Source organism: Methylobacterium sp. E-066 (assembly GCF_022829635.1).
GTDB lineage: Bacteria > Pseudomonadota > Alphaproteobacteria > Rhizobiales > Beijerinckiaceae > Methylobacterium.
The window spans coordinates 49,598-70,651 of record NZ_JAKSYO010000043.1; the positions used below are offsets into that span (position 1 = coordinate 49,598).

The following is a 21,054-nucleotide window of genomic DNA, read 5'->3' on the forward strand; positions in this document are numbered from 1 at the left end:
AGCGTTGGCGTCAAGGTGAGACGTGTGAAGCCGCTTAGCAAAACGTCCCGATCGCGACCCGATCAAACACCTTGAAAGGGGTGGGCTGAGCCCTTCGGAAACCCGGGGCCGCGTTGACCTTCTCCTAACCCGCGCCTGCCATCCTTCGATCTGGGAGCCAGGTTGCGTATCGGCTCCGCGACAGCCCCGCCGACCGGTTCATCCCGGCGGCGGGGCTCGTCGCAGCCTTGCTTCGCAAGCGCGATCCGTGACACTGGCGCGATGCCCCGCTCGCCCTGGCTCCGTCCGGATCCGCTCCTCCTCGCCTCCACCAGCCCGACCCGGCGACTCCTGCTGGAGCGCGCGGCGCTTCCGGTGGAGACCGCCTCCCCCGACATCGACGAGCGCGCCCTGGAGGCATCGAGCCAGGGGCTTTCGCCGCCCGAGCTCGCCCTGCGCCTCGCCCAGGCCAAGGCCGACGCGGTGGCCTCCCGCCATCCGGGGCGCGTCGTCCTCGGCGCCGACCAGGTGCTCGAACTCGACGGCACAATCTTCCATAAGCCCCGGGATTCGGACGAAGCGCGAGCCCAGCTCGCCCGCCTCGCCGGCCGCACCCATGCCCTGCATTCCGCGGTGGCGCTGGCCGGCGCCGTCAGCGACGCCTTCGTGGAGACCGCCCGGCTGACGATTCGCCCCCTCGATGCCCGGGCGATCGCCGCCTATGTGGAGTGCGCCGGCGCTGACAGGGTCCGCGCCAGCGTCGGCGGCTACCAGTTGGAAGGGCCGGGCATCCACCTGTTCGAATCGGTCGCCGGTGACCACAGCACGGTGCTGGGCCTGCCATTGCTGCCGTTGCTCACGCGCTTGCGTGACGCCGGCTACCTGGACTTCTAGCCAGGGTTTCCAAAGGGCTCAGCCCTTTGGCGGGGTTCCGGGGCGGAGCCCGGAGGCTTGCAGGGCTCCGCCCTGCACCCGCAAAAGGTGCCGGACCTTTTGAAACCACGATCGAACGGAGCACCATCTTGGCCGGGCACGATCATTCCCACGGATCCCATTCCCATGGGGGGCACGGCAGCCACGGCGCTCATGGCGGCCACGCCCACGCGCCGAAGAATTTCGGGCCGGCCTTCGCGATCGGCATCGTGCTCAACACCGGCTTCGTGGTGGTCGAGGCGGCCTACGGCTACCTCAGCAACTCGATGTCGCTGGTGGCCGATGCCGGCCACAACCTCTCCGACGTGCTGGGTCTCGCCGCCGCCTGGATCGCCGCCATCCTGGTGCGCCGCCGGGCCAGCGCCCGCTTCACCTATGGCTATCGCGGCTCCTCGATCCTGGCGGCCCTGTTCAACGCCGTGTTCCTGCTGATCGCCATGGGGGCGGTGATCTGGGAGGCCCTGGTCCGGCTGGTCCATCCGGAGCCGGTCGTTGGGACGATCGTGATGGTGGTCGCCGCCATCGGGATCCTGGTCAACGGCGTCACCGCCTGGCTGTTCGTCAGCGGCGCCAAGGGCGACATCAACATCCGCGGCGCCTTCCTGCACATGGTCGCCGATGCCGCGGTTTCGGCGGGCGTCGTGATCGCCGGCCTGGTGATCCAGCTCACCGGGCTCGCCTGGATCGACCCCGCGGTCAGCCTCGCCATCGCGGGCCTCGTGGTCTGGGCGACCTGGGGGTTGCTGCGCGACAGCGTGGCGATGTCCCTCGACGCGGTGCCGCCGGAGATCTCCCCGGAGGCGGTGACCGGCTTCCTGCGCGGTCGGCCCGGGGTGATCGATCTCCACGACCTGCATATCTGGCCGATGAGCACCACCAGCGTCGCCCTCACGGTCCATCTGGTGATCGCCGAGGACCATCCGGGCAACGGCTTTCTGGCGGAGACCGCCGAGGGTCTGCGCACCCGCTTCGGCATCGGCCACGCGACCCTGCAGATCGAGGCGGCCGGCGGCCCGGCCTGCCGCCTCGCCGAGGCTTGCGCCGCGTGAGCGCGGCTCCGATCCCCCGGGCCTTCGTGGTCGGCCACCCGATCGCGCATTCGCGCTCGCCGCTGATCCACGGCTACTGGCTGAGCCAGCACGGCATCCCGGGCTCCTACGAGCGCCTGGACGTCGCCCCGGAGGCGTTCTCGGACTTCCTCCGGGCGCTGCCGGAATCCGGCTTCCGGGGCGGCAACGTCACGATCCCCCACAAGGAGGCGGCCTTCGCGCTGGCCGACATCCTGACGCCGCGGGCGGAAAAGATCGGCGCGGTGAACACCCTGGTGGTCGAGCCCGACGGCCGGGTCCGCGGCGACAACACCGACGCGCCGGGCTTCTGCGCCCATCTCGACCACAGCCTCGGGGCCGGCTGGCCGGAGCGGGCCGGCGGCACCGCCGTGGTGCTGGGCGCCGGCGGGGCGGCGCGGGCGATCGTCGTCGGGCTGGCCGAAAACGGCCTGCGCCGGATCCTGATCGCCAACCGCACCCGCGCCCGGGCGGAGACCCTGGCGGCCCTGGCCCCGGGGATCGGCGCGGCGCTCGACTGGAGCGACCTGCCCGACGCGCTCGCCGGGGCGGGGCTCGTGGTCAACACCACCTCGCTCGGCATGAAGGGCCAGCCGCCCCTCGATATCGACCTCACTCCGCTGCCGGCGACCGCCGCGGTGGCCGACATCGTCTACGTGCCTTTGGAGACCGACCTGCTCGCGGCGGCGCGCCGCCGGGGGCTCGCTGCGGTGGACGGGCTCGGGATGCTGCTGCACCAGGCGGTGCCGGGTTTCGAGGCGTGGTTCGGCCTGCGCCCCGCCGTCACCCCGGGCCTGCGCGACCGGATCGTGGCGGACCTCGCCGGATGACCAAGGGCCGCCCCGTCATCCTCGGCCTGACCGGCTCGATCGGCATGGGCAAGTCGGCCACCGCCAAGATGTTTTCGGCGCTCGGCGTTCCGGTCCACGACGCCGACGCGGCCGTCCACGCCCTCTACGGGCCCGGGGGCGAGGCCGCCGCGGCGATCGGGGCGGCGTTTCCGGGCGTGCTCGACCCGCAGGGCGGCGTCGACCGCACCCGCCTGCGCGCGGCAGTGCTCGGCAAAGCTGATCGGATGGCGGCGCTCGAAGCCATCGTCCACCCGCTGGTTCGGGCGGCCAGCACGGCGTTCCTGGCCCGGCACGTGGATGCGCCCCTGGTCGTCCTCGACATCCCGCTCCTGTACGAGACCGGGGGCGAGAGCCGCTGCGACGCGGTCGCGGTGGTCAGCGCACCGCCCGAGGTGCAGCGCGCCCGGGTGCTGGCCCGTCCCGGCATGACCGAGGAGGCCTTCGCGGCGATCCTCGCCAAGCAGATGCCGGATGCCGAGAAGCGGGCCCGGGCCGATTTCGTGATCGACACGAGCCGAGGCTTTCCCGCCGCCGAGGCCGAGGTGGCGCGGATCGTGGCTGCGTTGACGGAGCGTGGTGCGCCGGAACACCCCGCCGCTGGGTGACGCAGCCGCGGTACGGCATATCTCCCGGGTACCGATCCGGCTGCGGGATGGACGACGACGATGCGGTGTCTCGAAGGGATCAGCCGGGCCTCGGCAGGCCGCACCCTCGTGGCCAAGGCCCTGATCGCCCTGCTGATCCTGCCACTGCTCGCCGCCATCCCGGCCCAGGCGCAAGTTGCCGGCGCCTGCCCGCCCCCCAAAAAGTTCGCGGCCGGGGCCTGCGTCACCGCCTGTCCGGGCGGGTACGAGGATCGCGGGCGCGATTGCGTGTATCGCAACCAGTCCCGCTGACGATCATTTCAAACCCACCCGATCCGCCCGAAGAACCCTGCGATCTCGGCCGCGGCCCGGTCGGGATCCTCCCGGTGGGGGAAGTGGCCGACATCCGGGAATGGGGCTAGGTCGAGGTCCGAAAACGTCTCGCCCAGGCGGTCGGTCCAGGCATAGGGGAAGATCGGGTCGTGCTCGGCCCAGCGCACGCAGGTCGGCACCGTGATCGGCGGCAGGGGCGGGGCCTCGCCCTTCAGCATCGCGATCCGGCCGGCATGGGCCGCCCGGTAATGCGCGAAGCCGCCCGCGAGGTTGCCGGGCTTCATGTAGGCGTCCGCGAAGGCGTCCAGCACGGGATCGAACGCATCCTTGCGGTGCGACCAGTGCCGCAGGAAGTGGCCGATATAGGCGGCGCAGCTTGCCCGGCTGGCGCCCACCAGCGTCACCGCCAGGTCCATCTGGTTGAAGGACTGGTACCAGATCTCGCTGAGGCGGTCCGGGGCGCCGAGGCGGGAGCCGATCCCGGGATAGACGAAGTCGAACAGGAACAGGCCGGCGCAACGCTCCGGATGGGCCCGGGCCAGCGCCTGGATCACCGCGCCGCCGACATCGTGGCCGACGATGCCGGCGCGGTCGATGCCCAGCGCATCGAACAGCGCCACCATGTCGGCCGCCTGCTCCGGCGGTCCGAAGGCGCCCTCGGGCTTGTCGCTGTCGCCGAAGCCGCGCAGGTCCGGGGCGATCAGGGTGTGGCGGGCGGACAGCCGTTCCATCACCGGCTCCCAGGTCAGCCAGAATTCCGGCCAGCCGTGGAGCAGCAGCAGCGGCGAACCCGTGCCGCAGCGGGCGACGTGCAGGTCCGCGCCGTTCACGCGAACGGTTAGGTGCTCGATGCCGTCCATCGTCCCTCCATCTCGGCCCGCCGGGCCAGCATCTTCGCCTGCAGCCGGCTGCGGCGGGCGGCGATCACCGTGCCGTTGATCTCGCCGCCGAACAGGAACATGGCGGCGAGCCAGTACAGGAACACCAGGAACACCATCGCGGTGGCCAAGCCCCCGTAGGTGGACGCGTAGGCGTTCGAGAATCGGTCGAGATAATAGCCGAAGCCGAGGCCGGCGAAGAACCACAGGACCAGCGTCACCCCGATCCCCGGCAGCACCGACAGGATCGAGCGCCGGCCGGCGGCGACGAATTTGTGGGCGATGATCAGCACCACCGCCAGCAGCAGGGCGGTGACGCCGATCCGCCCGATCGCCACCGTGAGGCTCAGGGGCTCCAGCCCCGGCGCCACCAGCACGACGTTGCGCCAGATCAGCGGACCGAGCACCACGAGCAGCGCGAAGGCCAGCATCGCAAAGGCGCCGCAGATCACGTAGCCGATCGATTCGAGCCGGGTCAGCCACCAGGGCCGGCTCTCCCGCAGCCCGTAGGCCCGGTTCAGGCCGACCCGCAGGCTCTCGACGCCTGAGGACGAGAAATACAGGGCGAACAGGGCGCCCAACGTCAGCACGCCGCTGCGCTGCTCGGTGAGCACCCGGTGGACCTCGCCGACGATCGGCTTGGCGATCTCCCGGGGCCAGGCGTCGAAGATCAGCACCCCGGCCTCGTCGGCGAGCGACTGCGTGCCGAACAGGCCGGCCAGGGCCGCCAGCAGGATCAGGAACGGGAACAGGGAGGTCAGGGTCGAGAGCGCGATGTGGCTGGCGATCGCCCAGCCGTCATGGGCGACGAAGCGCTGCGCCGCGAGGCCCGCGACCTGGAATCCGCTGCGGAAAGATTTCACGGGTGTCCAACGATCCTCGTGCCGGCCCGCCGATGAAGGGCGCCCGGGCCGGCCCGTCAACGCCGCCGAGCCGGTCCGGTCCCGTTCGCTGGCCGGTGAAGCGCCGCGGCCACGCCGACCGGACCCCCGCGCCGACCAGATCGCTGTTGCGACTCGCCGAGCCGACGCGCTCTAGATACGGCCATGCTTACGCCCGCACCACGTCCGTCGCTTGCCGCCAGCGCCCTGCCGGTCCTGTTCGTCCCGATCTGGGCGACCGGCTTCATCTCCGCCCGGGCCGTGATCCCGCACGCCGATCCGCTGGGCTTCACGGCGGTCCGGTTCACCGGCGTCGCCCTGCTGCTGGCGCTGATCGCGGCGGCCTCCCGGGTGCGCTGGCCCGGGACCCAGGCGGGCTGGCGCGATCCCATGGTGGCGGGCTTCCTGATGCAGGGGGTCTACCTGTCGGGGGTGTTCTGGGCGGTGAGCCGGGGGCTCCCGGCCGGGATCGCCGCCCTGGTCGGCAGCCTGCAACCCCTGCTGACGGCGCTCCTGGCGGGGCCGCTGCTCGGCGAGCGCGTCAGCGGCCGGCGGGCACTCGGCATCCTGCTGGGCTTCGCGGGTGCCGGCTTGGTCCTCGCCCCCAAGCTCGGCGCCGCCGACCCGTCCGGGATCCCGCCGGTGGCCCTGGCGGTCAGCCTCGTGGCGGTCCTGGCCCTGACGCTGGGCACCCTCTGGCAGAAGCGGACCGGCGGCGGCGGCGACCTCCTGGCCAACGCGACGCTGCAATTCGTGGGTGGAATGGCCTGCGCGATCCCGCTGGCGCTGGCCTTCGGCCATGCGACGATCGACCCGGTGGCGCCCCTGTGGCTCGGGCTTGCCTGGGCGATCCTGGTCAACTCGGTGGCCGGGATCCTGCTGCTGCTGGCACTGATCCGGCGCGGGGCGGTCGCGGGCGTCGCCGCCCTGTTCTTCCTGGTGCCGCCGGTGGCCGCGGTGCTGGGCTACGTGTTGTTCGGCGAGGTGCTGACCCTGGTGCAGGTCGCCGGGATGGCGGTGGCGGCGCTCGGTGTGGCGGTGGCGAGCCGCGCCTGATCCCGGAACCTTGGCGCCGCAGCCAGGGAACCCCCGAAGAGGCCCGGTCTTTCGCTTGATACCGCCCAGCCGCCGAAGAGCCGGGCCGGATCGACCAGATCCCCGGGAGGCCCCATGAACCAGATCCTCGTCGTCGCGCTCATCTGCGCCGCCAACGTCCAGGCCCCGGACTGCTCGCGCGAGACCGCCCTCGACGTGATCACCGGGCCGGCCCACACGCTCCAGGAATGCCTGATCCAGGGGCCGGTTCTGGCGGCCAATACCGGTTTCACCGGCGAGAACGGTGCCTACGTCAAGACGCGCTGCGAGCAGAAGCGCTGAACAGGAGCGCTGGGCGCCGAACTGGAGGCCGGTTCGGCGTCACCGAGCGCGTCAAAACCCCGCGGTGTTCAACTTGAGTTCAAGACGCGACAAATGAAATCTGCTTCGGCCTGGGCGTCGGACGGGTTAGAAGTCACGATCCAATAAAACGCCACGCGAGCAAAAACCATGTCCGCATCCCCCGCCATCCAGACCGAGCCGCAGGACGTCGTCAGCCTCACCAAGGCCGCCGGCGAGAGCGCGAAGGCCCTCGTGGCGGAGGCCACCCGGCGGGTGCGGACACGCATCCTCGGCACGGATGGGCGGATCGATGCCGGCAAGCTCGAGGCCCAGCAGCACGCCGCCCACGGGCTGGCCTGGCTTGCGACCTATGCGGAGGCGGTGGCCGAGCTCGGCGGCTACGCCGAGCGCCTCCAGGCCGAGGGCCGGTTCGGCGAGACCGAGACGCTGCTCGTGCGGATCGGCGCCGGCGAGTATCTCGACCAGCTGTTCTCCGGCATCCCGATGAGCCAGGGCGAGATGGTCCGGCCGACCGGCTCGCTCGGCCTGTCGGCCAAGGAGGTCGCGCAGTACCGCTCCGACGCGATCGAGACCCTGATCGCCGAGGGCAACACCCCGGAGAACCGCGCCGCCCTGGTGGCGCTGATGCGCGAGGGCGGCGGCTCGGCCACCGTCGGCGCCTCGGGCCTCGACGAGGACATGGAGGCGATCCGCTCCGAGATGCGCCGCTTCGGCAAGGCCGAGGTGGTCGAGCAGGCCCATGAGTGGCACCTGAAGAACGCATACATCCCCATGGAGGTCGTCACCAAGATGGCCGAGCTGGGCGTGTTCGGCCTCACCATCCCGGAAGAGTACGGCGGCATGGGCCTGCCCAAGACCGCGATGTGCGTGGTCTCGGAGGAGCTGTCCCGGGCCTATATCGGCGTCGGCTCCCTTGGCACCCGCTCGGAGATCGCCGCCGAGCTGATCCTGTGCGGCGGCACCGAGGAGCAGAAGCACCGCTTCCTGCCCAAGATCGCCTCGGGCGACATCCTGCCGACGGCCGTGTTCACCGAGCCGAACACGGGGTCTGACCTCGCCAGCCTGCGCACCAAGGCGGTAAAGGACGGCGACACCTGGAAAATCACCGGCAACAAGACCTGGATCACCCATCCGGTCCGGGCCGACATCATGACCGTGCTGGTGCGGACCAAGCCCGAGGAGAAGGGCCATCGCGGCCTCTCGATGCTGATCGCCGAGAAGCCCCGGGGCACCGACGAAGAGCCGTTCCCGGTCCAGGGCCTGTCGGGCGGCGAGATCGAGGTGCTCGGCTACCGGGGCATGAAGGAATACGAGCTGGCCTTCGAGGGGTTCGAGGTGCCCGGCGGCAACCTGCTCGGCGAGGTCGAGGGCAAGGGCTTCGCCCAGCTGATGCAGACCTTCGAATCCGCCCGCATCCAGACCGCGGCCAGAGCCATCGGCGTCGCCCAGTCGGCCCTCGACGTGGCCCTGCGCTACGCCGAGGAGCGGGTCCAGTTCGGCAAGGCGCTGGTCAGCTTCCCCCGGGTCGCCGACAAGCTCGCCATGATGGCGGTGGAGATCAACATCGCGCGCCAGCTCACCTACTTCTCGGCCCGCGAGAAGGATGCCGGCAAGCGCTGCGACCTGGAGGCCGGGATGGCCAAGCTGCTCGGCGCCCGGGTCGCCTGGGCGGCCGCCGACAACGCCCTCCAGATCCACGGCGGCAACGGCTTCGCGCTGGAATACCCGGTCAGCCGGATCCTGTGCGACGCCCGCATCCTGTCGATCTTCGAGGGCGCCGCCGAGATCCAGGCCCAGGTCATCGCCCGGCGGCTGCTCGAAGCCGCCTGACGGATCGAGAACCAAAGGTCTCGGGGGCTCTGCCCCCGAACCCCGCCAAAGGGTTGAGCCCTTTGGGAACCCGCTACTTGGTGATCTTGACCGAGACCGGGTCGCTCGATGGGAACGTCTCCTCGAGGGCGTCGTCGAGGCGCTCGTCCATCTTCTCCTGCTTGTTCGCAGGGTTGGCTTTGTCGTCCGGCTTGGCGCTGCCCTGCTGGAAGCCGGGCTTGGTCTCGTTCTTCAGCTTGTGGTCGTCGGCCATGTCTGTCGCTCGTCCGTGACGGGTGCACGCTCGGTGCCTGTGCGCGTCAACGCGACGGAGCCCGGGTGTTTCCGGTTTTTTCGGTCGCAAAGGGTATCAATCGGGCCGTGCCGTAGGCCCGGTCAGGCCGTCGCCACCGCCCGGCCGAGCCGCAGGCGCGCCGCCCGGTCCCATGCAGAGGCCTCGCGCATCACCGTCTCGTAGACGCCGGTCAGCCGGTCGAGATGGACCTCCGGCGTCAAAGGCGCGGTCCAGTAGCGGGCATGCGCGGCCCGACCCATCCGGGCGGCGAGGCCGTCATCGGACAGGCGGCGCAGATGCGCGGCCAGCGCATCGGGATCGCCTGAGCGGAACCAGAACCCGGTCTCGCCGTCGACCACCGCCTCCCGGCCCGCGCAGGCGTCGCTGACGACCACCGGCGTGCCGCAGGCGAGCGCCTCGTAGACGGTCAGCGGCTGGCCCTCGTACCAGACGCTCGGGAAGACCAGCGCCCGCGCCTGCCGCATCAATACCTGCACGGCGGTGGGATCGCGCCAGCCGAGCATCACCGCCTCGGGATAGCGAGCGGCGAGATCGGCCCGCTCCGAGCCGTCGCCGACGAACACCGCCCGGACCCCGGCCCGCCGGGCGGCTTCCGCGAAGATCGGCGCGCCCTTCTCGGTGGAGATCCGGCCGACGAACAAAAAGTCGCCCGGCGGCCCTTCATGGACCGGCGCCTGCGCCACAGCGATCGGGTTGTCGACCCGGTGAAACACCGTGCCGCCGGGCATCAGCGGCCGGACTACGCTCTCCTGCAAATCGCTGATCGTGACGACGTGGGAGAACAGCTCCGGCAACCGGGCGACATGCGCGAGCCCGGCATGGCGGATCATCCGGGCGACCTTGCGCGGGTAGCTGCGCGCGTCGCACTTCGCCAGGATGCAGGAGGCCGACATCGGCGTGCGGTGGCAGATCTTCTGCTCGGGATAGGCGTAGAACCCCCCGGTCGGGCAGACCAGGAAGAACTCGTGCATCGTGTAGAGGCACGGCAGGCCGGAAGCCCGCAGGGCCGGGCCGATGGCCGGCGACAGCGCTTTGGCGAAGGCGTGGACATGGACCAGGGTGTCGCGCGGATCACAGGCGGCGAGTTCCGCCGCCAGGGCCCGGGCGGCCGGTCCGTTCCAGATCGCCTGGGCTGCGAAAGCCAGCTTGTTGCGCGCCGTGGTGACGTCGTCCTGATCCAGGCAGACCACCCGGATGCCGGCAGCCTCCAGCCGCGGGTCGACCGGACCCACGGCCGCGAACAGGCTGACGCGAAAACCCCGGGCGGCGAGCCCCAGGGCGGATTCGATCGCGACCTTGGCCTGGCCGCCATTGATCGCGGCATGGTCGGCGACGAGGACGACGTGCACGTCAGGAATTCCGCCGCTCTGTTCTCGGGGTGCAAGTCTGTAACGGCCGGCGGTTGATCCTCCGTAAACCGCCCTGGACTTATCATCGCGGCAGGTCCTGCCGAGACAACTCATGCATGTCGTGATCCTGGCCGAGTTCGCGACCGCCAGCGGCGGGGCGGAGAAGGTCGCCCTCGAATCCGCCCGCGGGCTCGCCGAGGCCGGCCTGAAGGTGACCTACCTCCAGGCGATCCCGGGCCCGGTCGATCCCCTGCTGGACCACGAAAACATCCGCCGGATCGAGCTCGGCCTGCCCGACATCTGGACCCTGGGCGGCATCAAGGCGGCGGCCACCGGGATCTGGCATGCCGCCGCGGCCCGCGCCCTCGAGGCGGCGCTCCGACAGCTGCCGGCGGCGCCGGATTGCCTCCACCTGCACCAATGGACCCGCACCCTGTCCCCGGCGATCTTTCCGGTCCTGTCCCGGCTCGGCGTGCCGGTCATCGTCACCCTGCACGACTACGCCCTGGCCTGCCCGAACGGGGTCTATTACCGGTTCGACCGGGCCGAGCCCTGCGGGCTGGCGCCGCTCTCGCCCGCGTGCCTCGCCGCGCCCTGCGACCCCCGCAGCCGGGTGCACAAGCTCGTGCGCGTCGCCCGCGCGGGGGCGCTCCGGCAGGCGCTCCATCGGCGTCCGCTCCACGTCGTCCATGTCTGCGACGCCAGCCGGCGGCGGCTCGGCGACCTGCTCGGCGGCTACGCCCTCACCCATCACCGCGTCGACAACCCCGTCCGGATCGCGGATGGGCCGCCGGCCGATCCCGCCCGGGGCGACGCCATCGCGTATGTCGGGCGCTTGACCCGGGAGAAGGGCGCCGACCTCGTGGCCGACGCCGCCCGGGCCGCCGGGCTCACCGCCCTGTTCGTCGGCGCCGGCCCCTTGGAGGCGGAACTGCGCGCCCGGCCCGGGGTCGAGGTGGTCGGCTGGCAGGCGCCCGAGGCCGTCTGGGCCCTGCTGCGCCGCCGCGCCCGGGCGCTCGCCGCGCCGTCGCGCTGGTACGAGACCGGGCCGCTCACGGTCTACGAGGCCCTGGCGGCCGGCATCCCGGTGGTCGCGTCCGAGCGGTCCGGGGCCGCCGAGAAGGTCTGGGACGGGCGGACCGGTTTCGTGGTCGCCCCCGAGATCGGGGCCCTGGCGGCGGCGTTCTCGGCCCTGCGGGACGATGCCTGTGCCGCAACCCTCGGGGCGAATGCCCGGGCCCGGTTCCGCGCGGCGCCGATGACGCTCGCCACCCATGCCGCCGCGCTCCGCTCGCTCTATGCGGGACTCGTGGAGAGCCGCGCTAGTGCGCTGCACCATACCGAAGTGGCGGCCCAGTCGGAGCGGTCGACCGCGCGGTCGGCCTGACATCGAATCGGCAAGTCTCAGCGCTGGGCGTGTTGGCTATAGACAGCCGGTAAGATTTATATAGAGAGGCGTCGAGGCGGCCGTGACGCGCCTTGATACCCCGTGAAACGGCCGAGGTTTATCCGAATCGGCCGTGTTCTCCGCAAGGCGGAACGAAGACTGAGCGGATACCGGAGATCTGCATTTTATCGGGATTTCCACCCCCGCGCCCACCCCCGAATAGGCACTTGACTTCTTGTTGCGGTGCAACATATAGAGGCGCGTCACCGCGGACGCAGATCGGCGTCCCCTCGAGACAGCGTGCTGGAGACTCTGATGCAGACCCCGAATTTCGAGATCCCGACCGAGATGCGCGACTTCGCCGAGAAGAGCGTCGACCAGGCGCGCAACGCCGTCGGCACCATGATGGCGAACGCCATGAAGGCCGCCGAGCAGGCCCAGGTTTCGGGCCAGACCTTCCAGTCGACCGTGACGGCGGCGGTCTCGAAGGGTTTCGAGCACGCGCAGAACAACGCCAACGCGACCTTCGACTTCGCCCAGAAGCTGGCGCGCACCAAGGACCTGCGCGAGGCCTTCGAGCTGCAGTCCGAGTTCGTCCGCAGCCAGTTCGCCGCCCTCCAGGCCCAGGCCAAGGATTTCGGCGCCCTCGCGCAGCAGAACATCGCCCGCTGAGGCCCGGCCCGGTCCGCCACGGCGGACCGGTACAGATCGAGCCGGTGCCCGGTCCGACAGGACCGGGCATCGGTGCCGGGCCCCGGGGTTTAACGGGATATCGCATCCGCCCCCGTGATCCGTCGCCGTAGGTCCCGCACCGCCGGACAGGCGATGCCGAAGACGGTCTTTCCCGCCGGCCGCCGCTCCGTCAGGGGGCCGAAGCGGACGAGGAGGAGATCGCCCAATGGGAAAACCGCGCCGACCGAAGGGCCCTCGCGCCACCTGGGATCCCAAGCCGAGCCTCGACGCGGACAGCGCCGCGCTCCGTGCCGTGCCGTCCACCGATACGGCCATCCCGGCCGCCGCGGTTTCCGAGGCCATGGAGAGAAGCGCGAATTCGAGCCGGGCCGATGCCGAGCCCGATGCGCCGGCCGAGGCCGAGCTTCCGGTGGCCGCCCTCGTTCCAACCGTCACGCTCCCGCCCGTCCCCGTTCCGTCCGCAACGCCTGTCGTGATTGAGGCCGTTGCCAAGGGCGACGCGGTCGCGTTCGCGTCCGACAGCACCGGGATCGGCGCGACGATCGCGAGCTACATGCGCGGCGAGGGCGAGGCCGCCGTCGCCCATATCGGCGCCCTCACGCGGGTCCGTAACCCCGCCGACCTGATCCGCTTGCAAGTGGGCGAGGTCCAGCGCGCCGCCGACGCTTCGCTGACCTGCTGGAGCAACGTGTTCCGCAAGGCGAGCCGCATGGTCCCGTTCCGCTGACGTACGATCGCCATGTTCAGGCTGTCGCATAGGGACGACACGCACGGCCGCATCGAACCGCACCGGGCAACGATCGATTAACCCTATCGCTCCTATGCCTGATCGGAGGGCGCGGGAGATGAATCCGGACCGATGCCGAGCCGCGCGCACCTGATCCGTTCTGCCATTCACGGCCTCTGCCTCGCTCTGACGCTGGCGGGGGCGCCGGTCTTTGCCCAGAACGGCGACAAGCCTTCCGGTCCTGCGCCCGCGATCGCCATCGGGGCGGATCTCGCGAGCCAGGCCGGCACCACGCGGCTCACCCTGACCCTGTCCCGGGCCGTCGAGGCCCGCGGCTTCGTGATGGAGCGGCCGGACCGGGTGGTGATCGACCTGCCGGAGGTCAATTTTCAGCTCGAATCCGGGACCGGGCGCCGCCGCGAGGGCGTCGTACAATCCTTCCGCTACGGCCTGTTCGCCCCCGGCCGATCCCGGGTGGTGATCGACCTCGCCGCGCCGGCCACGATCGGGCGGATCGAGACCGTGACCCGGGCCAAGGACGGCGCCGTGCTGCTCACCATCCCGCTCCAGCGGGTCGAGCGCGAGGCGTTCCGCAAGGCGGCGGCCGCAGCCGATCCTGCTCCCGCCCAGGCACGCAGCGCCCCGCCCGAGCCCGCCGATCAGCGCCCGCTGATCATGGTCGATGCCGGGCATGGCGGGACCGATCCCGGGGCGATCGCGGTGGGCGGCGTGTTCGAGAAGGACATCGTGTTCGGCTACGCGCAGGCGCTGGTCGAGAAGCTGGAAGCGAGTGGCCGCTACCGGGTCCGGATGACCCGCGACCGGGACGTGTTCGTGCCGCTGGCCGACCGCGTGCGCCTCGCCCGGGAGGCCAAGGCCGACCTGTTCGTGTCGATCCACGCGGATTCGATCTCGGCGGCGCCCCAGGTCCGCGGCGCCACCATCTACACCAACGCCGAGAAGGCCACCGACGTGGAATCCGCCCGGCTCGCCGAGCGCGAGAACAAGGCCGACGCCGCGGCCGGGGCCGACACCGCCGAGGCGCCTCCGGATATCGCCGACATCCTGCAGGAACTGACCCTGCGCGAGACCCGCGGCTTCTCGTCGGGCTTCGCCCGCACCCTGATGGGCCAGCTCGCCCCGGTCATGGAGATGAGTTCCAAGCCCCACCGGGAGGCGCGCTTCATGGTGCTGCGCTCCCCCGACGTGCCGAGCGTGCTGGTCGAACTCGGCTATCTGTCGAGCAAGCGCGACTTGGAGATGCTGCAATCGCCGGAGTGGCGGGCGGGCGTCACCGGCTCCATGGCCAAGGCGATCGACCAGTTCTTCGGCAACCGCGCCACACTCAAACCCGCGACGATCACGCGGCGGTCGGCCGCCGTCGCCCCAGTTTTACCATAGAGTAAGTGTCGATACGGGACGTCCGAACGCCCCGTCGCACCGCCGCTGAACCGGCAATCCGAGGGGGCTTCACGGGAGCGTCCGGGAGCCGACCGCGTCGAGAATGGACGCCCGTGCCGGATGAGCCGAACCCGGCAGGCGGCCGGGCCAGCGACGAGCGGAACACCGGATGCGTCTGATCCTTCGTTTCTTCGGGATCCTGTTCAGCGCCGCCGCGGTGCTGTTCGTGGTCGGCGCCGCGGCCGGCGGCTACTTCTACTGGAAGTACAGCCAGGACCTGCCCGACCACGCCGCGCTCGCCAATTACGAGCCGCCGGTGATGACCCGCATCCACGCGTCGGACGGCTCGCTGCTGGCCGAATATGCCCGCGAGCGCCGGCTGTACCTGCCGATCCAGGCGATGCCGAAGATCGTGGTCGCGGCCTTCCTGTCGGCCGAGGACAAGAACTTCTACAAGCACGGCGGCATCGACCCCGAGGGGATCGTGCGCGCCTTCCTGACCAACGCCAAGTCCGGCAAGCGGCAGGGCGCCTCGACCATCACCCAGCAGGTCGCCAAGAATTTTCTGCTGTCCTCCGAGCAGACCTATGACCGGAAGATCCGGGAGGCGCTGCTGGCCCTGCGGATCGAGGCGGCCTACTCCAAGGACAAGATCCTGGAGCTGTACCTCAACGAGATCTTCTTGGGGACGATCGTTCCCGGCCGGAACCTGCACGGCGTGGCGGCCGCCGCACTCGACTACTTCGGCAAGTCGGTCCACGAGCTGACCATCAACGAGGCCGCCTACCTCGCCGCGCTGCCGAAGGGGCCCAACAACTACCACCCCTACCGCAAGACCCAGGCGGCTTTGGATCGCCGCAACGAGATCATCCGCCTGATGGCGGAGAACAGCTACATCACCAAGGAAGAAGCGGACGCGGCCAAGAAAATGCCGCTCGGGGTCAACCCGCGGGTCGCCTTCCCGAACGCCGCCAACGCCAACTACTTCACCGAGGAAGTCCGGCGCGAGATCTCCGAACGCTACGGCGAGAAGAAGCTCTACGAGGGCGGCCTCTCGGTGCGCGCGACCCTCGATCCGAAGATGCAGGCCTGGGCCCGCAAGGCCCTGGTCGACGGCCTGGTGCGCTACGACCAGGCCCATGGCTGGCGCGGCGCCGTCACCAAGGTCGACCTGACCGGGCGCGACTGGGGCATGGCGGCGGCCGAGGTTCCGGCGCTCGGCGACGTGGCGCCCTGGCGGCTCGCCGTGGTGCTGGGCAATGGCGGCGGCGGCGTTCAGGTCGGCCTCCAGCCCAAGCGCGAGGCGTCGGGCCAGGTGGCCAAGGACCGCGAGACCGGCGTGATCACCCCGGACGGCATGCGCTGGGCCGGACGGCCGAACCTCCAGGCCGGCGACATGGTCTATGTCGAGGCGATGGAGAGCGGCCGCGGCCAGTTCCGCCTGCGCCAGAAGCCCGAGGTCTCCGGCGCCATCGTGGCGATGGACCCGAATACCGGCCGCGTGCACGCGATGGTCGGCGGCTTCTCGTACGACGAATCCGAGTTCAACCGCGCCACCCAGGCGATGCGCCAGCCCGGCTCCTCGTTCAAGCCGATCGTCTACTCGGCGGCGCTCGACAACGGCTACACGCCGGCCTCGATCGTGCAGGACACGCCGATCACCATCGAGGCCGGCCCCGGCCAGGAATCCTGGACGCCCTCGAACTACGACGGCAAGTCCGGCGGCCCGCACACCCTGCGGTACGGGATCGAGCACTCGAAGAACCTGATGACGGTCCGGCTCGCCAAGGATGTCGGCATGCCGCTGATCGCCGAGTACGCCCGCCGCTTCGGCGTCTACGACGACCTGCTGCCGGTGCTGCCGATGTCGCTGGGCGCCGGCGAGACCACGGTCATGCGCATGGTCACGGCCTACTCGATGCTCGCCAATGGCGGGCGCCGCATCCGGCCGACCCTGATCGACCGGATCCAGGACCGCATCGGCGAGACGATCTACCGGCACGACAACCGCAAGTGCATTGGCTGCGATGCGGAAAAGTGGTCCGGCCAGGACGAACCGAAGCTGGTCGACGATTCCGAGCAGGTGCTCGACCCGCTCACCGCCTACCAGATGGTCTCGATCATGGAGGGCGTGGTCCAGCGCGGCACCGCGACCCTGCTGAAGCAGATCGGCAAGCCGCTGGCCGGCAAGACCGGCACCACCAACGACGCCAAGGATGCGTGGTTCGTCGGCTTCTCCCCGGATCTCGCGGTCGGGATCTATATCGGCTTCGACAAGCCGCGTTCGCTCGGCGACCGCGCCACCGGCGGCGGCCTGGCGGCGCCGATCGCCCTCGAATTCCTGAAGACGGCCCTCAAGGACAAGCCGCCGACGCCGTTCCGGGTGCCGCCCGGGATCAAGCTGATCCGCGTGAACCTCGCCTCCGGCACCCGCGCCGGTTCGGGGGAGGGCGCCGGCACGATCCTGGAGGCGTTCAAGCCGGGCACTGCACCGCCCGATTCCTACGTCGCCCCGGCCCAGAGCGCCGCCCCCGCTTCGGTCCCGGCGGACCCGGATCGCGCGGCACAGGCGGGCGGGCTCTACTGAGGAACGGCCGCAGGATGAGCCACCCGGTCATTCCGGGGCGCCGCAGGCGAACCCGGAACCTATAACCGCCGACGGTGCGAGGTCTTGATCTGTCGGCGGTTATGGATCCCGGGTTCCGCTTCGCGGCCCCGGGATGACAAGGCGGGCGATGGGGCGGCTGCTGAACTCCCACAGACAGAAAAAAGCCGCCCGGTTGGGGGCGGCTTGGCTGAGTCAAGGGAGGCATCAAACAAAGCGGACGGAGATGTCCAACTCGATATCCAGAACTCTGGATGCCTCGTTATAGCTTACGATCGTTAACGGCCGGTTAAAAACCAATCTCCGACCGCGTTCTCACGCGGCGAGACTGTCGAACAGGCCGCGCCCATCGGTGCCGCCGATCAGGCCTTCGACGAAGTTTTCGGGGTGCGGCATCATCCCGAGGACGTTGCCGCCCTCCGAATAGACCCCCGCGATGGCGTTGAGGGAGCCGTTGCGGTTGGCCTCGACCGTGATGGCCCCGGCGGCGTCACAGTACCGGAAGGCCACGCGGCCCTCGCCCTCGATCCGCGCCAGGGTCTCGGGATCGGCGAAGTAATTGCCCTCGCCATGCGCCACGCAGACGTCGATGACCTGCCCCTTCTGGTAGGCGCTGGTGAAGCGGGTGTCGGTGCGCTCGACCCGGAGCGTCTGCCGGTGGCAGATGAAGCGGCGGTTGACGTTGCGCATCAGCACGCCCGGCAGGAGGCCCGATTCGCACAGGATCTGGAAGCCGTTGCAGATGCCGAGCACGAGGCCGCCGCGGGCCGCATGCGCCCGAACCGCATCCATGGCGGCCGCGCGGCCCGCGATGGCGCCGCAGCGCAGGTAATCGCCGTAGGAAAAACCGCCCGGCAGGACGGCGAGGTCGGTCCCGGCCGGCAGGTCCTGATCCGCGTGCCAGACCATGCTGACCCGCGCGCCGGACCGGCGCAGGGCCCGGGCGACGTCGCTCTCGCGATTCGAGCCCGGAAAGACGACGACCGCAGCGTGCATCAGAGGATCTCGATCGCGTAATTCTCGACGACGGTGTTGGCGAGCAGCTTCTCGCAGGCCGTCCGCAGGGTGGCCTCGGCGGCCGCGCCATCGCGGGCCGAGACTTCGAGGTCGAACACCTTGCCCTGCCGGACGCTGTCGACGCCTTCGACGCCCAGCGACCGGAGCGCGGCCTCGATCGCCTTGCCCTGCGGGTCCAGCACACCAGTCTTCAGGGTGACGATGATACGGGCTTTCATGGATCTTCCGGTCTCACGCGCAGCCGATAACGTGGGCGCAACCCGCGGCGTCGTTACACGGGCGGCCGTCGCGCGTTCCCTAGCAGGAAGGCCGCCGGCCTGTCGAACGCCGTGTCGGACGGGGTACGGCTAGCGCGGCGTGGCGCGCGCCCGGATCGGCTCGATGCTGGTCGCCCGGCGCCAGAGCTGGAGCATGATCCAGGCGGCGAACAGGCTGAAGACGCCCATCAGGACGTGGCCGACCCTGTCGCCCAGGTCGAACAGGCCGGCGAGCGCCCAGCCGGCCGCGATGGCGACGGCGAAGACCTCGGTGCCGACGAGGACCATCATGCTCACGATGGTGATGGCGTTGCGCCCGTTCACGAGACCCGTCTCCCGGTCGATTGCGAGGCCCCGGACGAAACGAGCCCGGGACCCGCGCAGCTAGCCCAGAGGGGAGGGGCTATGCAACCGCGGGTCCCGGGATCGGTGGTCTTCTAGGCTCAGCGCGGCGCGCGCTTGGCCAGGATCCGCTGCAGCGTCCGCCGGTGCATGTTCAGGCGCCGGGCGGTCTCGCTGACGTTGCGGCTACACAGCTCGTAGACCCGCTGGATATGCTCCCAGCGGACCCGGTCCGCCGACATCGGGTTCTCGGGCGGGTCCGCCCGCTCGCCCGGCTGCGCCATCAGCGTGCCGTGGATCTCGTCGGCGTCGGCGGGCTTGGCGAGATAATCGAACGCGCCGAGCTTCACCGCCGTGACGGCGGTCGCGATGTTGCCGTAGCCGGTGAGGATCACGCCGCGCGCGTCGGGCCGGCGCTCCTTCAGGCGGGCGATCACGTCGAGGCCGTTGCCGTCGCCGAGCCGCATGTCGATGACCGCGAAGGCGGGGGGCCGGGCCTCGACCGCGGAGACACCCTCGGCCACGCTGTCGGCGACCTGGACGTGGTAGCCGCGGCTCTCCATGGCGCGGGCGAGCCGCGTCGAGAAGGGCTTGTCGTCGTCCACGATCAGCAAGCTGCGGTCGGTGAAGGCGGCGAGCGGATCGGCTTCATTGATCACGGCGGGATCGATCGTTGCCGTGGTCCCGGGCTGCGTCAGCATCCGGCACTCCTTTCGGGTTTTTGTAAGGGAATTACTTAAGTCAGATCTTGGTCTGATCCTCATATAGGGACGACATCGCCCGGGGGCAGGGGCGCGTGGATATTGAATTCCGGCGAATGGCGCGGGGCTGCCCCCCGCTCGAAGATGTGGCGGGCCCAGGAGACGCGCACGATCGCCCCATGGGAATCCGGCGCCGAGACGTTCATCAGGGCGATCTGGGCGCCCGAGCGCTCGATCAGGGTCTTGGCGATGAACAAACCGAGGCCGAGGCCGGCGCCCACGGTCCCGCCGGTCTGCGAGCGGTCGGCGCTGCGGGTGGTTACGTAGGGCTCGCCGGCCCGCAGCAGAACCTCGCTGGAGAAGCCCGGTCCGTCGTCGCGGATCTCGATCCAGACGCGCTCCTGGGTCCAGCGGCCCTCCACGGCGACCCGGGAAGCGGCGAAGTCGACGGCGTTGTCGAGGATGTTGGCGAGCCCGAACATCACCCCAGGGTTGCGGCGGCAGGCGGGCTCCGGCCCGTCGCCCTGGCTGGAGATGTCCAGGACCGCGCCGAGGGCACGCTGGGGCGCCACCAGCTCCTCCACCAGATGGCTGAACGTGACCGTCTCCAGGAAGCCGACGCCGTCGCCGTCGAGCGAGGTCAGCTTGCCGAGGATGCCCCGGCAGCGGTCGACCTGCTCGCGCAAGAGGTTCAGGTCCTCGGCCACCGCCGGGGACGCGGTCGGCCCGAGCTGGCGGATCAGCTCCTTGGTCACCAGCATGATGGTGCCCAGCGGCGTGCCCAATTCGTGGGCCGCCGCCGCCGCGAGACCGTCGAGCTGCGACAGGTGCTGCTCCCGGGCGAGCACCAGTTCCGTGGCCGCCAGCGCCTGGGCGAGGAGCCGCGTCTCCTCGGCGACCCGCCACGCGTAGACGCCGGTGAAGGCGGTTCCCAGCAGGATCGCGGTCCAGACCCCGGAGACGTAGAGGAACGGCAATTCGATCCGCCCGTCCGAGAACCAGGGCAGCGGCCGGTGGACCAGGGCGAGGAGCGTCGCCAATCCCACGGCCAGCAGGCCGAGCGCCAGGGTCCGCTCCGGCGGCAGCGCGGTGGCGGAGATCAGCACGGGGGCGAGGAACAGCAGCGAGAACGGGTTCTGGAGGCCGCCGGTGAGGAACAGGAGTGCGGCGAGCTGCACGATGTCGAAGGCGAGCAGCAAAGCCGCGGAGTCGTCGCTCAGCCGGTAGCTCGCCGGGAAGCGGATGCGCAGCGCCAGGTTCAGCCAGGACGAGGTGGCGATCACCAGGAAGCACCAGCCGAAGGGCAGCGCCAGGCCGAGGCCGAACTGCGCCCCCACCACGGCGGCGCTCTGGCCGGTGATGGCGAGCCAGCGCAGGCGAACGAAAGTGTCGAGCCGGAGGTGGCGGGCGTTGCGGACGAGACCGTTGAGGTTGCTGTCGGGCATGCGTGCATCGGTGCAGCGCCGGTGAGGCCTTGCCGGCGCAGAGTGTTTCGACGGAGGCCGCGGCACGGCGTCCGGGCGAGGCGCCGGATCCGTCGCGCCGA

22 protein-coding genes are annotated in these 21,054 nt (G+C 70.6%); 13 read left to right on the top strand and 9 right to left on the bottom strand.

All coding sequences use genetic code 11. The features are described from left to right. Positions 1–261 precede the first annotated feature (261 nt). The 5 genes from MKL20_RS04930 (at position 262) to MKL20_RS04950 (ending at position 3,726) form a co-directional block, all read left to right on the top strand. Positions 262–873, top strand: coding sequence for a Maf family protein (locus MKL20_RS04930; protein WP_244035747.1), 612 nt, complete (start codon positions 262–264; stop codon positions 871–873). A gap of 128 nt (positions 874–1,001) precedes the next feature. Further along, entirely contained in the window at positions 1,002–1,961 is a 960-nt protein-coding gene (locus tag MKL20_RS04935; RefSeq protein WP_244035748.1) for a cation diffusion facilitator family transporter, read from the top strand. Next, positions 1,958–2,809 (top strand): shikimate dehydrogenase, encoded by an 852-nt coding sequence (locus tag MKL20_RS04940; protein ID WP_244035749.1) that lies wholly within the window; start codon positions 1,958–1,960, stop codon positions 2,807–2,809. The genes MKL20_RS04935 and MKL20_RS04940 overlap by 4 nt, the downstream gene beginning before the upstream one ends. Further along, positions 2,806–3,435, top strand: coding sequence for a dephospho-CoA kinase (coaE, locus tag MKL20_RS04945; protein ID WP_244035750.1), 630 nt, complete (start codon positions 2,806–2,808; stop codon positions 3,433–3,435). Before MKL20_RS04940 ends, coaE begins: the two co-directional genes overlap by 4 nt. 60 nt (positions 3,436–3,495) lie before the next feature. Further along, positions 3,496–3,726, top strand: coding sequence for a hypothetical protein (locus MKL20_RS04950; protein WP_244035751.1), 231 nt, complete (start codon positions 3,496–3,498; stop codon positions 3,724–3,726). 8 nt (positions 3,727–3,734) lie between these two features. On the opposite strand, the gene MKL20_RS04955 is transcribed toward MKL20_RS04950, so the two are convergent. Next, complete coding sequence (locus tag MKL20_RS04955; RefSeq protein ID WP_244035752.1) at positions 3,735–4,607, bottom strand: alpha/beta fold hydrolase; 873 nt, start codon at positions 4,605–4,607, stop codon at positions 3,735–3,737. Further along, positions 4,586–5,488 (bottom strand): YihY/virulence factor BrkB family protein, encoded by a 903-nt coding sequence (locus tag MKL20_RS04960; protein ID WP_244035753.1) that lies wholly within the window; start codon positions 5,486–5,488, stop codon positions 4,586–4,588. The genes MKL20_RS04955 and MKL20_RS04960 overlap by 22 nt, the downstream gene beginning before the upstream one ends. Before the next feature lie 183 nt (positions 5,489–5,671). Between MKL20_RS04960 and MKL20_RS04965 the strand changes: the two genes are divergently transcribed. The 3 genes from MKL20_RS04965 to MKL20_RS04975 all read left to right on the top strand — a co-directional run bounded on the left by MKL20_RS04965 (position 5,672) and on the right by MKL20_RS04975 (position 8,734). Further along, the gene (locus MKL20_RS04965) at positions 5,672–6,562 is read left to right on the top strand and encodes a DMT family transporter (protein ID WP_243969451.1); all 891 of its coding nucleotides are present in this window, start codon (positions 5,672–5,674) and stop codon (positions 6,560–6,562) included. A 114-nt stretch (positions 6,563–6,676) separates the two neighbouring features. Next, the gene (locus tag MKL20_RS04970; protein ID WP_007565256.1) at positions 6,677–6,883 is read left to right on the top strand and encodes a hypothetical protein; all 207 of its coding nucleotides are present in this window, start codon (positions 6,677–6,679) and stop codon (positions 6,881–6,883) included. Between the two features lie 168 nt (positions 6,884–7,051). Further along, positions 7,052–8,734, top strand: coding sequence for an acyl-CoA dehydrogenase family protein (locus tag MKL20_RS04975; RefSeq protein WP_244035754.1), 1,683 nt, complete (start codon positions 7,052–7,054; stop codon positions 8,732–8,734). Between the two features lie 73 nt (positions 8,735–8,807). On the opposite strand, the gene MKL20_RS04980 is transcribed toward MKL20_RS04975, so the two are convergent. Beyond that, positions 8,808–8,987, bottom strand: a complete 180-nt coding sequence (locus tag MKL20_RS04980; RefSeq protein WP_058190764.1) for a hypothetical protein — start codon at positions 8,985–8,987, stop codon at positions 8,808–8,810. Positions 8,988–9,109: 122 nt separating this feature from the next. Next, complete coding sequence (locus MKL20_RS04985; RefSeq protein WP_244035755.1) at positions 9,110–10,378, bottom strand: glycosyltransferase family 4 protein; 1,269 nt, start codon at positions 10,376–10,378, stop codon at positions 9,110–9,112. A 112-nt stretch (positions 10,379–10,490) separates the two neighbouring features. On the opposite strand from MKL20_RS04985, the gene MKL20_RS04990 reads away from it, so the two are divergent. The 5 genes from MKL20_RS04990 to MKL20_RS05010 all read left to right on the top strand — a co-directional run bounded on the left by MKL20_RS04990 (position 10,491) and on the right by MKL20_RS05010 (position 17,173). Then, positions 10,491–11,765, top strand: a complete 1,275-nt coding sequence (locus MKL20_RS04990; RefSeq protein WP_244035756.1) for a glycosyltransferase — start codon at positions 10,491–10,493, stop codon at positions 11,763–11,765. A 315-nt stretch (positions 11,766–12,080) separates the two neighbouring features. Then, positions 12,081–12,437, top strand: a complete 357-nt coding sequence (locus MKL20_RS04995) for a phasin (RefSeq protein ID WP_243969462.1) — start codon at positions 12,081–12,083, stop codon at positions 12,435–12,437. A gap of 226 nt (positions 12,438–12,663) precedes the next feature. Beyond that, positions 12,664–13,185: a hypothetical protein gene (locus MKL20_RS05000; protein ID WP_244035757.1), complete on the top strand. Its 522-nt coding sequence runs from the start codon at positions 12,664–12,666 to the stop codon at positions 13,183–13,185. 132 nt (positions 13,186–13,317) lie between these two features. After that, on the top strand, positions 13,318–14,586 hold the full coding sequence (locus tag MKL20_RS05005) for an N-acetylmuramoyl-L-alanine amidase (protein ID WP_244035758.1): 1,269 nt from the start codon (positions 13,318–13,320) through the stop codon (positions 14,584–14,586). A gap of 169 nt (positions 14,587–14,755) precedes the next feature. After that, positions 14,756–17,173: a penicillin-binding protein 1A gene (locus MKL20_RS05010; protein ID WP_244035759.1), complete on the top strand. Its 2,418-nt coding sequence runs from the start codon at positions 14,756–14,758 to the stop codon at positions 17,171–17,173. 333 nt (positions 17,174–17,506) lie between these two features. On the opposite strand, the gene purQ is transcribed toward MKL20_RS05010, so the two are convergent. The 5 genes from purQ to MKL20_RS05035 all read right to left on the bottom strand — a co-directional run bounded on the left by purQ (position 17,507) and on the right by MKL20_RS05035 (position 20,953). Beyond that, positions 17,507–18,187 carry a phosphoribosylformylglycinamidine synthase subunit PurQ gene (gene purQ, locus MKL20_RS05015; protein WP_244035760.1) on the bottom strand — a complete coding sequence of 227 codons (681 nt, stop codon included), beginning with the start codon at positions 18,185–18,187 and terminating at the stop codon, positions 17,507–17,509. After that, entirely contained in the window at positions 18,187–18,426 is a 240-nt protein-coding gene (gene purS / locus MKL20_RS05020; protein ID WP_244035761.1) for a phosphoribosylformylglycinamidine synthase subunit PurS, read from the bottom strand. The genes purQ and purS overlap by 1 nt, the downstream gene beginning before the upstream one ends. 129 nt (positions 18,427–18,555) lie before the next feature. Further along, on the bottom strand, positions 18,556–18,789 hold the full coding sequence (locus MKL20_RS05025) for a hypothetical protein (RefSeq protein WP_243969474.1): 234 nt from the start codon (positions 18,787–18,789) through the stop codon (positions 18,556–18,558). 119 nt (positions 18,790–18,908) lie between these two features. After that, positions 18,909–19,508 (bottom strand): ActR/PrrA/RegA family redox response regulator transcription factor, encoded by a 600-nt coding sequence (locus tag MKL20_RS05030; protein WP_243969476.1) that lies wholly within the window; start codon positions 19,506–19,508, stop codon positions 18,909–18,911. A 59-nt stretch (positions 19,509–19,567) separates the two neighbouring features. Further along, positions 19,568–20,953, bottom strand: coding sequence for an ActS/PrrB/RegB family redox-sensitive histidine kinase (locus tag MKL20_RS05035; protein WP_244035762.1), 1,386 nt, complete (start codon positions 20,951–20,953; stop codon positions 19,568–19,570). Positions 20,954–21,054 lie beyond the last annotated feature (101 nt).